The organism is Paraburkholderia caffeinilytica (assembly GCF_003368325.1).
Taxonomy (GTDB): Bacteria; Pseudomonadota; Gammaproteobacteria; order Burkholderiales; family Burkholderiaceae; genus Paraburkholderia; species Paraburkholderia caffeinilytica.
This window is the reverse complement of the sequence record NZ_CP031466.1, coordinates 3587051-3600652: the sequence shown is the minus strand read 5'-3', so window position 1 is coordinate 3600652 and position 13602 is coordinate 3587051. Positions and strand designations below refer to the sequence as shown.

Below are 13602 nucleotides of genomic sequence, written 5' to 3'. Positions count from 1 at the left end.
CGTCACTGCCGAATGCCTTTGACAAGACGGCCTTCAAGTTCGTCCCAGCGCTTCGATGCGCTGTCCATCGCATGGCCCTTAACATGCCCAAAGCCCCGTACGTCTGCAGGAAGTTGCGCAATCTGCCCGGCCACGGACATATCCAATGTCTCAGAGGAGGACAGCAGTAATTCGATAAATGCGATGTACCGATCCCGCCATGCCCGTTCGCGCCGGCGCTCGTCGTTGCGGGCGAACGGGTCGAAAGGCGTCTCACGAAGCCACTGCAGGCGCGCGAGAACCAACATTGGCCAGCGCATCCATTGACCGACCATGTGTTTGCGAACGTCCTTACCGGTTCCAAGAGTAGGCGGAGCAAGGTGATAGCTCAAACGAACGCCCTGACCGAACTCCCGTTCGATAGACTTGCGAAAGCTCGCTGACACCAGCATACGGGCGACTTCATACTCGTCCTTGTACGCCATCACCCGGTAGAGCTGGGTTGCCAGCGTCATCGCCAATGACTCGGGCAAGGTACGATTCGCCTGTTCCAGCAGTTTGCGATACCGTAGCGAATACCTCGCACTCCAGTACGCATCGAGGCGTTGCGCACGATCCTCTATCACCTCCACGAGTGATCTCGGCACGGACGGGCTCTCTTCTCCTGCGAGCAGTCGCCCCACGAGTTGCGAGTCGCTAGCGAGATGGCAGCCAATCCGGAACGCTTCCAGATTCTTCGCAACGGCGGTGCCATTGAGTTCGATAGCGCGCTCGATGCTGTCACGAGCCAGCGCAATACGCCCCGATTGCCATCCCATGCCGAGCAACAGCAGATTAGCGAATATCGCGTCGCCGAGCGCGCGCACCGCAACGCGAGCGGCCGGCAATGCGACAACACGCCCATGACTCACCTTTTGATGCAGACGGGTCATGAGATCGCTCACGGGCGCTGACCAGTCACGAGCCTGGATGAACTCAGAGGTCGGGCCTGCGTTCTCGCTGACGATGACGAGCGCGGTGGCGCGTAGTCGAGAAAGTGTGGCGCTGCTGCCAGCCACGACGGCATCCGCTCCAATCAGCAGATCACACTGGTCAGCCGCGATTTTTGTCGCCGAAATTTCATCGTCATCCGCGGCAAGCTGCACATACGAATAGACAGTGCCTCCCTTTTGCGCCATCCCGGCCATGTCCATCACGCGAACAGCCTTTCCTTCGAGATGGGCTGCCATGCCGAGCAAAGCACCAATGGTCACGACGCCCGTCCCCCCCACGCCGCCGACCATGATGCGCAGCGGTGATTTCAGAACCGGCACCTTCGGACTGGACGGCCAGCCCTGTGGCAACCCCTCAAATTTCGCGGGCCGTTTCGTATCGCGTGTATGGACGGTGACGAAGCTCGGACAGAATCCCTCTACACACGAGAAATCCTTGTTGCAACTGCTCTGATTGATGCGACGCTTGATGCCGAGCGCTGTATCGACTGGCTCGACTGACAGACAGTTTGATTTCTTCGAGCAATCACCGCAGCCTTCGCAGATTTCGGTGTTGATAAATGCTCTTTGAGGGAGATCCGGGTATTCGTTTCGCTTGCGCCGACGGCGCTTCTCGCTCGCGCAGGTTTGCGCGTAGATCAGCGCAGTCACGCCCGGTATGACGCGAAATTCGCGCTGCACCGCATCAAGTTCGTTACGGTGCCGTACGGTCACACCAGGTGCAAGACCCTCGGTCTCACCGATCAGGCCCGGCTCGTCGCTCACGATGACCTGTTTGCCGACACCCTCCGCAGCCAGTTGCCGAGTGAGCTGCGCAACGCTAAGCTGGCCATCGACATGCTGGCCGCCCGTCATGCCGACCGCGTCGTTATAAAGGATCTTGTACGTGATGTTCACCTTCGCGGCGACGGCCTGCCTGATTGCCATATACCCTGAGTGGAAATAAGTGCCGTCACCGAGATTGGTAAATACATGTGATTCCTTCGTGAACGGTGCGGTCCCCACCCAGTTGGCACCTTCACCGCCCATGTGAGTGAAGGTCTCCGTACCGCGGTCCATGGTTAGCGCAAGGAAGTGGCAACCGATGCCACCGAGAGCGCGACTACCCTCCGGGACGACGGTAGACGAGTTATGAGGACAGCCACTACAGAAGTAGGCCTTGCGCTCTGCGATGTCGATGATCCGGCGAGAATCGCGCTCCGCCTGTTCGATGTTGCGGACGCTCTCCTCGATGAGACGTTTGATGTCTTCTGGAAGGGTGAACCTGAGCAAGCGTGCCGCAAGCATCTTCGCAATGGGTTCGGGCTGGAGTTCATAATGGGAAATCAGTGGCGCTTCGTCACGGGGCGTGCTCCATTCCCCATGATGATCCGAAGATTTTCCGACGACTTGCGGGCGCAGATGATCGGGTAGCGAATAGAGTTCGTCCTTGATCTGGGATTCGAGGATGGGACGCTTCTCCTCGACGACAATCAGTTCTTGAAGGCCGGCCGCAAAAGCACGAAGTCCGGCAGGTTCAAGCGGCCAGATCATGCCCACACGGAAAAGACGAAGGCCAATACGTTGAGCGGGCTCACCTTCGAGCTTGAGAAGTCTAAGCGCTTCAACGGTGTCTAGATATCCCTTACCGCTTGCCGCGATGCCGATTCGTGCGTTTTCGCATTGCCAGGTCACCTGGTTGATGGCGTTGGCTCGCGCGTAAGCAATCGCAGCTGGAAGCTTGTATTTGTATAGCCGCTCCTCCTGTGCGAGCGAGCGGTCTGGCCAACGGATATTCAGTCCACCGGACGGCATGGGAGCATCGATAGCTATATCGGGTCGCACGCGCTGGAGACTAACGTCGACGGAAGCAGACGTTTCCACAATCTCGCTTACCAGCTTCATGGAGGCCCAGAGCCCCGACCTGCGGGACATCGCCACCGCGTGCGCACCGAAGTCCAGAATCTCCTGCAGGGACGTGGGATAAAAGATGGGTAATCCGCAACCCATCATCACATGCTCAGACTGATGCGGAATGCTCGAAGACTTGCAGGAATGGTCATCGCCGAACAGCGCTACGACGCCGCCATGCTCCGCAGTACCGGCAAGGTTCGCATGCCTGAGCACATCCCCTGAACGGTCTGCCCCCGGGCCTTTTCCGTACCACAAACTGCACACACCGTCGAACTTGCCCTGACCCGCGAGGTTGGCCTGCTGCGTGCCCCAGCACGCCGTGGCCGCCAGGTCTTCATTGACACCGGGTTGAAACACGACGTCATGGCTCTTCAGGTGCTGTCCCGCTTGCCAGAGCGAAGTATCGAAAGAGCCGAGAGGCGAGCCGCGGTAGCCGGAAATGAACCCCGCCGTGCGCAAGCCATTGCGGGCATCCCGCCGCTGCTGGGAAAGGGCCAGTCGCACCAGAGCCTGCATGCCATTCATGTAGGCCTGTCCCTCGTCGCGAAGGTACTTGTCGTCGAGTGAAGTAAGGGGCTGTCCGGTCGTCGGGATAACGTCTGGGTGGGTCATCGTGCTCTATCTTATGTGGGGGCGAAGCTCGGAACGTTAGGCAAACCAAAGTCTCAATCCAGATACTGAATGCATTGGTTTTATGCAACAATAAGATGCAAGGTAAATCATATTTGCGTTATGCGTAAAACTCTGGACGGCGGTCTCCTCCACGCGATGCGTGCCTTTCTGCGGGTCATCGACAGCGGTAGCTTTACCGCCGCGGCCGGGCAGATGGATCTGACCACCGCACAAGTCTCCCGGCTCGTCACCGAACTCGAGAAGCGGCTTGGCGCCAAACTTCTTCAGCGTTCGACGCGCCAGCGCCTCCTGACTGATGTCGGCGCGGACTATGCGGAACGTTGTCGCGAAGTGCTCGCTCTCGTCGAGGAAGCCGACGCCAACGCATCCGGTACAAGTACAACCCCTCACGGTCGCCTGCGAGTCCAGTGCATGGTCAACTTTGGCCAGCACTACGTCGCGCCGATGATGGCCGATTTTTGCGCCAGCTATCCGCAACTGACCGTCGAATACAGTACGTCGCAGTACGTGCCTGACCTGCTCGCCCGAGGTGTCGATGTCAGCCTCTATCTGGCGGAAAAGCTCGCCGATTCGGGGCTGGCGGCGAGACGGCTGGGGACGACGTTCTCGGTCCTTTGCGCTTCACCTGAGTACCTCGAGCGATACGGCGAACCGCAAACGCCCGATGACCTTAACGGACATACGTGCCTGCGACTGGTCAACCCGTCAATCCGCCCCGAATGGAATCTGATCGACGACAGCGGAATGACCCGGAAACTCGACGTGCATGGCAAGTTGATCGCAGATACCCCGGACATGGTGCTCGATGTGGCCATGCAAGGTGCAGGCATTACCTTATTGCCGCTCTTTACCGTGATCGACGCTGTTCGTGCGAGGCGTCTGAAGCGCGTGCTGCCCGCATGGCGCTCACCCGACATTGGCCTCTACGCTTTGCTCCCCTCGCGGCACTTCCTGAATGCCAGGACAAGGGCGTGGCTCGAATGGGTTGAGACGCAAATCGCGCCGCAGGTTGAAGCCGACGCCGCATTTTTTTCCGGAAGGGCCCGATAGCAACGAGGTGCAGCCGCGGATGGCAGTTTGTATGGTCAATTTTTTACAAGCGCGTTTCAGTCCAAAGGATCACAGTATCGGCAATGTTGCGTTGGAAACGTTCGCCCGAAACACGTCGGATTGCGAGCGCTGTTCGCTAAACGAGTCTGGAGGTTGAAAGACATGAAGGCTGCGTACTATTCATCAAAAGGCCCCGCCCGAGACGTTCTCGTCGTTGGCGAACAGCCTGATCCAGCCCCGCAGGCGGGTGAAGTTCTCGTGTGCCTCACACACTCGGGCGTGAATCCTTCAGACGTCAAGTCGCGCTCGGGCGTCACAAGTCCCGCAATGGAGTTTCCGCTCGTTATTCCTCACAGCGATGGCGCGGGCGTCGTCCAGGCCGTTGGGGAAGGCGTTCCGAAACAGTGGATCGGACAGCGGGTCTGGACGATCAACGGCCAGTGGCAGCGGCCATTCGGTACAGCAGCCGAACTGATCGCCTTGCCCGAGAGTCAGGTGGCGCCTCTTCCTGACAGCGTGTCGACCGAGACAGGCGCCTCACTTGGTATTCCGCTCCTGACGGCCTGGTACGCGGTGCATGCTTGCGGAGGGCTGCTCGGCAAGACAGTTCTTGTCTACGGTGCCACCGGCGCGGTAGGCGGCTACGCTACGCAACTGGCCGCGCTCTCGGGTGCAAGGGTCATTGGCGTCGCAGGTAGCCGGGAGAGATGCCAGCTCGCCTCCCGCCTCGGCGCCGAGTGGGTCGTCAATCGCAACGAGGAGGAGGTGGCGGCTTCGGTACGCAAGATCACAGCCGGCAAGGGTGTAGACGCCATCATCGAAGTCGACGCAGCAGCGAATGCCGGTAAATATGGAGAGTTGTTGAGGTTTGGCGGCGACGTGATCATCTATGGCTCGGGGGCTGGATCAATCGAGGTCCCTTTCCGGCCGATGATCGTTGGTTTCGCGAATCTGCGATTTTTTATCGTCTACAACTTGCCCGTCCCGACGAGAAAGACAGCCATCGACGTGCTCACCCCTCTGTTGGAACGAGGCGCGCTGCAACATCCGCAGATCGAAATGTTTGCCCTGTCGGAAATCGCGAAGGCCCACGAACGCGTTGAGTCCGGTGCGAACGCAAAAATCATCGTCGACACACGCGGATAGCACATCGTGGTGCTTGCCAATGGCGGATACCGGTCCGCAATTTACGTATGTCTATAATGTGAACGATGTTGTGGATGGTTCATAGAACGCAGGACAGGTTCCGCCTCGGAGCGACGATTCGCTCAAGGGTACGAGGAAAGTCCTGCAGGAGGCCCTGATGAAGGATCGCGTCGAGTACAAACGCAGCGAGGAGATTCCCGGTCTCGTGCTGAGCGAGGCGCGCTTTTCTGACTTCCGCTTCGAACGTCACTACCATCTGGACTACCATATCGCGCTGGTGACCGAAGGTGTCCAGCGACAGGGATTTCATGGCGAAACACTGCTACTTACGCCGGGCAGCATCCAGTTGATGCCCCCCGGGGAAGTGCATGACGGCATCAGCGCTGGAGACCAGTCTTACACACTCAAAACGTTTCGCCTCTCACCTCAGTTGCTGGACGGGCTCGGAGAGGAAATCTCGGGTCGGGACCGTTTCCCTGCACTCGGTGGCGCCGTCCTTCAGGATTCGTCGCTTGCTGGTCACCTGTCCCGGTTGCACGATGCGCTACGGGCAGCTCCGCCAGGCGCCGCCCCCATTGAAGTGCAGTCCGAATGGCTGACGTTACTTGACCGTCTGTTCATCCAGGCGTGTATGATCAAGCCACAGTTTGTCAAAGGCACACTCACGTCGGGACAGTGGCAGCGAGTCAAAGAGTATTGCGATGTCCACCTGGCGGAAAAGATTACCCTCGAGGAGCTTGCTGCCCTTTGCAATCTCGAGCGCTTCCACTTCCTCAAGCTTTTCAAACGAACCGTCGGCATGACACCGCACGCCTGGGTCGTGCGGCTGCGGCTGGAGCGCGCGTGCTACCTGCTGAGTCACACCGACCGGGCCCCGTCGCAGGTCGCTCATGAAGTCGGCTTCTACGACCATAGCCACTTCACTCGCGCGTTCCGGCAAGCCTTTGGCGTATCCCCGTCGAAGTATTGACATTCCAGATCCCAGCAGACCAGTCAAGACGCTACGCCCGTCGACATCCCCCGCAGCACTCAACGACGCTGTCTCAACACATTGACGTCACGCCGCGATGTCCCTGGCCGCTAGTCCCTGTGTGGCGTCCCGTCCACGCTGGGCGCTCTGCCGGCAATTGAATCGCACAAGCGAAAAACTCAACTTTTTACAAGCGGGACGAGCGTGCGTCCTTTAACTTGGTGTCATGCGGGAAGTGAATTGTCCTTCCCCGAAGGTTGTGCCTCACGAGTCGCCTTTTGCCGGCATGACCGAGACACGTCGGTCGAGTTTTGACATAGCCAGATCACGACGATGAATATGCATTGAGGAATACGAAATGACACAACGCGCGTATTACAACAGCGACGAACTGACCATGCGAACGCAGGTGCTCGACTGTTCGCCCGACCACGACGGCAAGTTCCGGGTAACACTAACCGCGACCCTGTTCCACCCGCAAGGCGGTGGACAGCTCGCCGACCAGGGGACCATTGCCGGCGTGAAGGTCGGACGCGTGATTCAGGAGGGCGACAAGGTGATTCACATCGCCGAGCAGGAGGTTGCCGTCGGCGAGGCCCTGATTGAAGTATCGCCCGAGGTCCGCATGCTGCATGCACGACTTCACTCTGCCGGTCACCTGATTTCCGGTGTCGTGGAGCAGATGGGGTGGTACGCGACCAAAGGGCACCACTGGCCCGGTGAGGGCCGAGTGGTTTTCGAGCCGCGCGGTAACCCACAGCCGCTTACCGCCGAAGGTGTGGAGCAGGCAGTCAACCAGCTCATTGCGGACGACGTGCCGCGTCATTTGACCGAAACAGATGGCATGAGGTCTGTGTGCTTCGGAGACCTGCCGATGCATAGCTGTGGCGGCACTCACGTCGGGTCTGCCGGACAGGTCGGCCCTATCAGGATCCTGAAGCTAAAGGAGAAGAAAGGACAGCTCTCGATCCAATACGATCTCGAATCCTGATTTTTCCGATTTCACTCTGCCGTTTGTGTTACGTGTCGACCCCTACTCACCCTTAAGGAGTTTTTTATGAATCGCACTGAACTGGATGCCCGTCTTGCAGAACTTGGCATCGAACTGCAACCGCCGAAGGCCGCAATCGCCAACTATGTTCCCACCGTTCTGGCGAATGGCTTTTTGCATATTTCCGGACAAGTCGCGTTCAAGGACGGCAAACCGTTCGCGCTCGGCCAGGTCGGCAAAGAAGTAAGTTTCGAGCAGGCCAAGGAAGCGGCACGCATGAGTGGCATGGCGATCCTGTCGCAACTTCGTTCGCAGCTGACGGGCGACCTAAGCGTGATCCGCGTCTGTTCCGTAACAGGCTACGTGCACGCAGACACGGAATTTACGGAGCACCCGGAAGTCATCAACGGTGCCTCGGAGGTCCTCGTTGAAGTTCTCGGCGAGAAGGGCAGACACAGCCGTGCTGCGGTCGGTGTATCGAGCTTGCCATTTCGTTGCCCGGTCGAGGTCTCCGCTGTCATCCAGCTTGGCTAATACCCTTCACTGATGAAGTCCCGCTATGACACTGCATATCGAAACACCGCTGATCAAATCCCGTGCGCTCTCACTCAAGACCGACAGAACGGTGCTCCTGAAGCTCGAAGGGTTGCAACCGAGCGGCTCATTCAAGCTGCGAGGGGTTGGCTTCGCCTGCGAAGAACATAAACGCCGAGGAGCGCGCCGCTTCGTCGCGGCATCAGGCGGCAACGCAGGGTACGCGGTGGCCTACGCGGGCCGGGAGCTTGGCATTCCGGTAACGGTCGTCGTGCCACAGACGACGTCTGCGCGAGCCAAGGCTCTCATTCGTGGTGAAGAGGCAGACGTCGTGGTTCACGGGGCGTCCTTCGCTGAATCCAACGCCTATGCACTTTCGATTCTGGGGGAGGGCGACGCGTACCTCCATGCGTTCGACGACCCTCTGCTCTGGGAAGGCCACGCGACGATGGTCGAGGAGATCGCCCGGCAAACCGAACGCCCTGACCTGCTTGTTTGCTCAGTCGGCGGTGGTGGCCTGCTTGCGGGCGTCATTGAAGGACTGCGACGAGTCGGCTGGAACGATATCCCGGTGCTGGCAGTCGAGACCGACGGGGCTGCCTCCTACAACGAGGCGCTCAAGGCTGGCGAACCGGTCACGCTCCCGAAAATCCAGTCCGTAGCGACGTCGCTGGGTGCTAACAAAGTATCCGCCCGCATCGTAGCGCTCGCCAAAGAGCATCCCGTCCGAAACTGCCTGGTGACTGATGCTGAAGCCATTCAAGGCAGCGTGACTCTTCTCGAAGAGCATCGCCTTCTGACCGAGCCGGCATGCGGGGCATCGGTGGCTGCGCTTGCCCAGGTTCCCCAGCATTTTCCGAATGCACAGCGCATCGTAGTCATTGCGTGCGGTGGTGTAGGTACGACAAGCCAGCAGTTGCTGGAGTGGTCGGATTTTTGCCGGCTGGAAGGCGATCAGATCGGCGCCAGTCGTTCCAATGAAGTAAAAGCCTCCGAGAGTCAACACCCATGAACGACGCTCTTATCAACTCGCTTGGTGACGAACTGTACGCCGCAGCAAAAAACTGTCGCGCGGTCAACCCACTCACCGGCCGCCACCCCGACCTGACGACCGATGACGCCTACCGCATTCAGCAACGCGTGAACGCCCGTCGCATCGAGGCGGGCGAACGCATCATCGGCAAGAAGATCGGTGTGACATCGCAGGTCGTGATGGACATGCTCGGGGTCTATCAGCCCGATTTCGGCATGCTTACCGACGCGATGCTTTACAAGGAAGGCGACGCGATATTGGCCACCTCCCTGATCCAGCCCAAGGCTGAGGGAGAAATTGCCTTCGTGCTCAAGCACGATCTCCAGGGACCAGGGGTGACAGCCGCCGATGTCCTCGCCGCAACTGAAGGCGTGATGGCCTGCTTTGAGATCGTCGACTCGCGCATCCGCGACTGGAAAATCCGTATCGAAGACACGGTGGCCGACAACGCATCGTGTGGCGTATTCGTGCTTGGCAGCCGCGTCGTCGATCCGCGCGAAGTCGACCTGGTCGAATGCGCGATGAAACTGGAGAAGAACGGTGAAGTGGTGACCACAGGCTCAGGCTCTGCAGCGCTTGGAAACCCGCTCGAAGCGGTTGCGTGGCTGGCGAACACGTTGGGCCAACTGGACGAGTCATTGAAGGCCGGTGAGGTGGTGCTGTCTGGCTCACTGGCGGCCATGGTTCCAGTGGCGACCGGCGACAGCCTCAGTGTGTCTATTGACGGCATCGGCGGTTGCTCGGTGCGCTTCGTTTGATCCGCAGGAGGAAACATGGCAAAGAACAAGGTGAAATGCGCATTGATCGGACCGGGCAACATCGGCACGGACCTGTTGGCGAAGCTGCAGCGCAGTGAAGTACTGGAGCCCGTGTGGATGGTGGGCATCGACCCCGAATCCGATGGTCTGAAAAGAGCGCGCGAGTTGGGCCTGAAGACGACTTCGGAGGGCGTAGACGGCTTGCTGCCGCATGTAAAAGCCGACGACATCCAGATCGCATTCGACGCGACCAGTGCATACGTGCATGCGGAGAACTCGCGCAAGCTCAATGAACTGGGTGTGATGATGATCGACCTCACACCCGCCGCCATTGGCCCTTATTGCGTGCCGCCCGTCAATCTGAAGCAGCACGTCGGTAAAGGCGAGATGAACGTCAATATGGTCACTTGCGGCGGCCAGGCGACGATCCCCATGGTGTATGCGGTGTCGCGCGTGCAGCCCGTACGGTACGCCGAAATCGTCGCGACGGTATCCAGCCGATCGGCCGGCCCCGGAACGCGCAAGAACATCGACGAATTCACGCGTACGACAGCCGGCGCAGTTTCGAAGGTTGGAGGAGCCAGGGAAGGCAAGGCGATCATCATTATCAACCCCGCCGATCCGCCGCTCATCATGCGCGACACCGTGCATTGCCTGGTAGAGGGCACACCCGATGCCTCCGCGATCGAAGAGTCGGTCCACGAAATGATCGAACAGGTGCGCAGGTACGTGCCCGGCTACAGGCTCGTCAATGGCCCCGTGTTCGACGGTGAGCGCGTCTCGATTTACCTGGAGGTTGAGGGCCTCGGCGACTATTTGCCCCGGTATGCAGGCAACCTCGACATCATGACGGCCGCTGCGGCGCGCACCGCTGAGATGTTCGCCGAAGAAATCCTGAGCGGTTCGCTGAAGCTCGAACCCGTTGCTCACTAAGGGGAGCCAGACATGAATATCAAAGGCAAGAAGATCGTCGTGCATGACATGACGCTGCGCGACGGAATGCATCCGAAACGTCACCAGATGACGCTGGACCAGATGAAGGCGATTGCTCAGGGTCTGGATGACGCGGGCGTGCCGCTGATCGAAGTCACGCACGGCGACGGACTTGGCGGCAGTTCCGTGAACTACGGTTTTCCCGCTCACACAGACGAGGAATACCTTTCCACCGTCATTCCCCTGATGAAGCAGGCGCGCGTCTCGGCACTCCTGATTCCGGGCATTGGCACGGTGGACCATCTGAAAATGGCACACGAGCTTGGCGTAAACACGATCCGCGTGGCCACGCACTGTACGGAAGCCGATGTCTCGGAACAGCACATCAGCCTCGCACGCAAGCTCAATATGGATGCCGTCGGTTTTCTGATGATGGCCCATATGAATACACCCGAAGGTCTCGTGAAGCAGGCACGGCTAATGGAAAGCTACGGTGCGAACTGTGTCTACGTGACAGACTCCGCCGGCTACTTGCTTCCGGAGGATGTAAAGGTGCGTCTTTCCGAAGTACGCGCGGCGCTGAAACCGGAAACCGAACTCGGCTTTCATGGTCACCATAACCTTGCGATGGGTGTAGCGAACTCCATCGCAGCCATCAAGGTTGGCGCGACCCGCGTCGATGCAGCGGCCGCGGGTTTAGGTGCCGGTGCCGGCAACACACCGATGGAAGTGCTCGTCGCGGTGTGTGAGCGCATGGGCATTCAGACGGGTGTCGACGTCTGGAAGATTCAGGACGTGGCAGAGGACCTGGTCGTGCCTATCATGGACTTTCCTATCCGCGTCGATCGCGATGCACTCACGCTCGGTTACGCAGGCGTGTACGGTTCTTTCCTTCTTTTTGCGAAGCGCGCAGGACAGAAGTACGGCATACCGGCTCGCGACATTCTGGTCGAACTCGGACGCCGCGGCATGGTCGGCGGCCAGGAGGACATGATCGAGGACACTGCGCTCACCTTGGCCAAGGCGCGAAATCTGGAACCGGCCGTCGTGGCCCCGCGTGCGGCTTAAGTTCTGCTTCGAGGGCGATCGCGCGCTTCAATGCGCGCGTTTCTCTCAACGTGCGGACACGGTATCTCGAAGATATACGGCACACGGCAGCGCATCGCTTTGTTGGCCCGGAGGGAGAGATTCGATGGGTTTGAATGGTTTTTTGGATATCCATCCGGAGGTTGCTGAGGCATTAAGTGCAGGGCGACCGGTTGTGGCATTGGAGTCATCGATCATCTCGCATGGTTCCTCCTGGCCGGGGAACGCTGAAACCGCGCTTGAACTCGAAGCCGAAGTCCGCGCCCACGGCGCGATACCTGCCACCTGCACGATTCTGGACGGCCGTATCAAGGTTGGGCTGACACGTGACGAGATTGGTCGCCTCGGTCGCGGCGGTCACGATGTGGCCAAGGTCAGCCGACGCGACATTCCGATTCTTGTTGCGTGTGGCGGTGACGGAGCGACGACGATCTCGGCGACGATGGTTATTGCAGACCTGGCGAAGATTCGTGCGTGTGCGGCTGGCGGCCTCGGCGGGGTACATCGGGGCGCGCACGAGAACTTCGACATTTCGGCTGATCTGCAGGAACTCGCCCGCACGCCGGTGGCATTGGTATGCGCCGGCGTCAAATCGATCCTCGACATCCGACTGACCCTGGAATATCTGGAGACGTATAGCGTGCCGGTGATCGGCTATTGCACCGACAGCCTTCCCGGGTTCTTCACTCGCGACAGTGAGTTCCCTGTCGACATACGTCTCGACGATCCTCAGCGGATCGCTCGCGTCATGAGAGCCAACTGGGCACTCGGTCTGAGCAACGGCCTTGTGATTGCCAATCCAATTCCCGAACCATTCGCGTTGCCTCGTGAGGACATCGATCTCGCCATTGAGCAGGCACTGGCGGAAGCGGATTGGGAAGGTATAAGCGGCAAGGGCGTGACACCGTTCCTTATTTCCCGTGTGAGCGCATTAACTGACGGGGCAAGCGCGGAAGGCAGTGTTCAGATTGGTCTCAACAACGCGAGGCTGGCGGCCGCGATAGCGGTCGCTTATGCGTCGCTTCCGAACAGTGCCGAGCCAAACATGGCAAAGGTGTGCACAAAGCGCCTGGCAGCCGACTTCGACTGGTAACCGTTCGTGGGTGTCGGCTGGGAAAGCGCAGCCGCCTAATGGCGTGCTGCGCGCCTTCATATCAGGGCCGCTGCGACGCTTCCAAATATCTCTTCAGTCTTTGAACTCCTTCATCCAGCCAGTCATGGCTGCTTGCGAAGCACCAACGGAGATAGCCTTCACCTTCGGGACGAAAAGCGATGCCAGGTGCAAGGCCGAGCTTGCCGTCGGAAACGAGTTGTTGCGCAGAGGAGAGGCTGCCGTCGATCCGGAAGAGTAAGTACATCGCGCCTTTTGCAGGCGGCCCGGCTTGCACACCCGGAATGGTTGTCAGCCCCATTGCCAGATGATCGCGAGCGTTTCGGAGACGCTCAGCTGTCACCGTAATTCCAGTGAATGACCGGCAGCAACGGCCGATAACTTGGCGACCAACGCGGCGACGCGAGCGTCCGTTGTACTCCGGATGCGGTCATGGCTGTTTGAGGAGTCGGAACGGCAGTTGTGGGTCGACTTCTGCCGGATGCAGCCGGGT

At 59.4% G+C, this 13602-nt stretch carries 12 protein-coding genes; 10 read left to right on the top strand and 2 right to left on the bottom strand.

Annotated elements, in window-relative coordinates; all coding sequences use genetic code 11:
* Positions 1-2 precede the first annotated feature (2 nt).
* Positions 3-3476: an indolepyruvate ferredoxin oxidoreductase family protein gene (locus DSC91_RS15845; protein WP_115779597.1), complete on the bottom strand. Its 3474-nt coding sequence runs from the start codon at positions 3474-3476 to the stop codon at positions 3-5.
* A gap of 120 nt (positions 3477-3596) precedes the next feature.
* Here DSC91_RS15845 and DSC91_RS15840 point away from each other — a divergent pair, with 120 nt between their 5' ends.
* The 10 genes from DSC91_RS15840 to DSC91_RS15795 all read left to right on the top strand — a co-directional run bounded on the left by DSC91_RS15840 (position 3597) and on the right by DSC91_RS15795 (position 13091).
* Positions 3597-4547: a LysR family transcriptional regulator gene (locus DSC91_RS15840; RefSeq protein ID WP_115779596.1), complete on the top strand. Its 951-nt coding sequence runs from the start codon at positions 3597-3599 to the stop codon at positions 4545-4547.
* Positions 4548-4709: 162 nt separating this feature from the next.
* Positions 4710-5693: an NADPH:quinone reductase gene (locus DSC91_RS15835; protein ID WP_115779595.1), complete on the top strand. Its 984-nt coding sequence runs from the start codon at positions 4710-4712 to the stop codon at positions 5691-5693.
* A gap of 157 nt (positions 5694-5850) precedes the next feature.
* A complete protein-coding gene (locus DSC91_RS15830; RefSeq protein WP_115779594.1) occupies positions 5851-6663 on the top strand; it encodes a helix-turn-helix transcriptional regulator in 813 nt (270 codons plus the stop codon).
* 358 nt (positions 6664-7021) lie between these two features.
* Positions 7022-7654 (top strand): alanyl-tRNA editing protein, encoded by a 633-nt coding sequence (locus DSC91_RS15825; protein ID WP_115779593.1) that lies wholly within the window; start codon positions 7022-7024, stop codon positions 7652-7654.
* A 66-nt stretch (positions 7655-7720) separates the two neighbouring features.
* Positions 7721-8188 (top strand): RidA family protein, encoded by a 468-nt coding sequence (locus tag DSC91_RS15820; protein ID WP_115779592.1) that lies wholly within the window; start codon positions 7721-7723, stop codon positions 8186-8188.
* A gap of 25 nt (positions 8189-8213) precedes the next feature.
* Positions 8214-9200: a pyridoxal-phosphate dependent enzyme gene (locus tag DSC91_RS15815; RefSeq protein WP_115779591.1), complete on the top strand. Its 987-nt coding sequence runs from the start codon at positions 8214-8216 to the stop codon at positions 9198-9200.
* Positions 9197-9979 carry a 2-oxopent-4-enoate hydratase gene (dmpE, locus tag DSC91_RS15810; protein WP_115779590.1) on the top strand — a complete coding sequence of 261 codons (783 nt, stop codon included), beginning with the start codon at positions 9197-9199 and terminating at the stop codon, positions 9977-9979. The genes DSC91_RS15815 and dmpE overlap by 4 nt, the downstream gene beginning before the upstream one ends.
* Positions 9980-9994: 15 nt before the next feature.
* Complete coding sequence (locus tag DSC91_RS15805) at positions 9995-10912, top strand: acetaldehyde dehydrogenase (acetylating) (RefSeq protein ID WP_115779589.1); 918 nt, start codon at positions 9995-9997, stop codon at positions 10910-10912.
* A gap of 12 nt (positions 10913-10924) precedes the next feature.
* Positions 10925-11980 carry a 4-hydroxy-2-oxovalerate aldolase gene (gene dmpG, locus DSC91_RS15800; protein WP_115779588.1) on the top strand — a complete coding sequence of 352 codons (1056 nt, stop codon included), beginning with the start codon at positions 10925-10927 and terminating at the stop codon, positions 11978-11980.
* Positions 11981-12104: 124 nt separating this feature from the next.
* A complete protein-coding gene (locus DSC91_RS15795; protein ID WP_115779587.1) occupies positions 12105-13091 on the top strand; it encodes a pseudouridine-5'-phosphate glycosidase in 987 nt (328 codons plus the stop codon).
* Between the two features lie 61 nt (positions 13092-13152).
* On the opposite strand, the gene DSC91_RS15790 is transcribed toward DSC91_RS15795, so the two are convergent.
* On the bottom strand, positions 13153-13410 hold the full coding sequence (locus DSC91_RS15790) for a hypothetical protein (protein ID WP_115779586.1): 258 nt from the start codon (positions 13408-13410) through the stop codon (positions 13153-13155).
* Between the last annotated feature and the right edge of the window lie 192 nt (positions 13411-13602).

Bases quoted from the DNA above. Each gene is read 5' to 3' on its own strand.
- DSC91_RS15845 (WP_115779597.1), bottom strand. From the start codon at position 3,476: ATGACCCACCCAGACGTTATCCCGACGACCGGACAGCCCCTTACTTCA.
- DSC91_RS15840 (WP_115779596.1), top strand. From the start codon at position 3,597: ATGCGTAAAACTCTGGACGGCGGTCTCCTCCACGCGATGCGTGCCTTT.
- DSC91_RS15835 (WP_115779595.1), top strand. From the start codon at position 4,710: ATGAAGGCTGCGTACTATTCATCAAAAGGCCCCGCCCGAGACGTTCTC.
- DSC91_RS15830 (WP_115779594.1), top strand. From the start codon at position 5,851: ATGAAGGATCGCGTCGAGTACAAACGCAGCGAGGAGATTCCCGGTCTC.
- DSC91_RS15825 (WP_115779593.1), top strand. From the start codon at position 7,022: ATGACACAACGCGCGTATTACAACAGCGACGAACTGACCATGCGAACG.
- DSC91_RS15820 (WP_115779592.1), top strand. From the start codon at position 7,721: ATGAATCGCACTGAACTGGATGCCCGTCTTGCAGAACTTGGCATCGAA.
- DSC91_RS15815 (WP_115779591.1), top strand. From the start codon at position 8,214: ATGACACTGCATATCGAAACACCGCTGATCAAATCCCGTGCGCTCTCA.
- dmpE (WP_115779590.1), top strand. From the start codon at position 9,197: ATGAACGACGCTCTTATCAACTCGCTTGGTGACGAACTGTACGCCGCA.
- DSC91_RS15805 (WP_115779589.1), top strand. From the start codon at position 9,995: ATGGCAAAGAACAAGGTGAAATGCGCATTGATCGGACCGGGCAACATC.
- dmpG (WP_115779588.1), top strand. From the start codon at position 10,925: ATGAATATCAAAGGCAAGAAGATCGTCGTGCATGACATGACGCTGCGC.
- DSC91_RS15795 (WP_115779587.1), top strand. From the start codon at position 12,105: ATGGGTTTGAATGGTTTTTTGGATATCCATCCGGAGGTTGCTGAGGCA.
- DSC91_RS15790 (WP_115779586.1), bottom strand. From the start codon at position 13,410: ATGGGGCTGACAACCATTCCGGGTGTGCAAGCCGGGCCGCCTGCAAAA.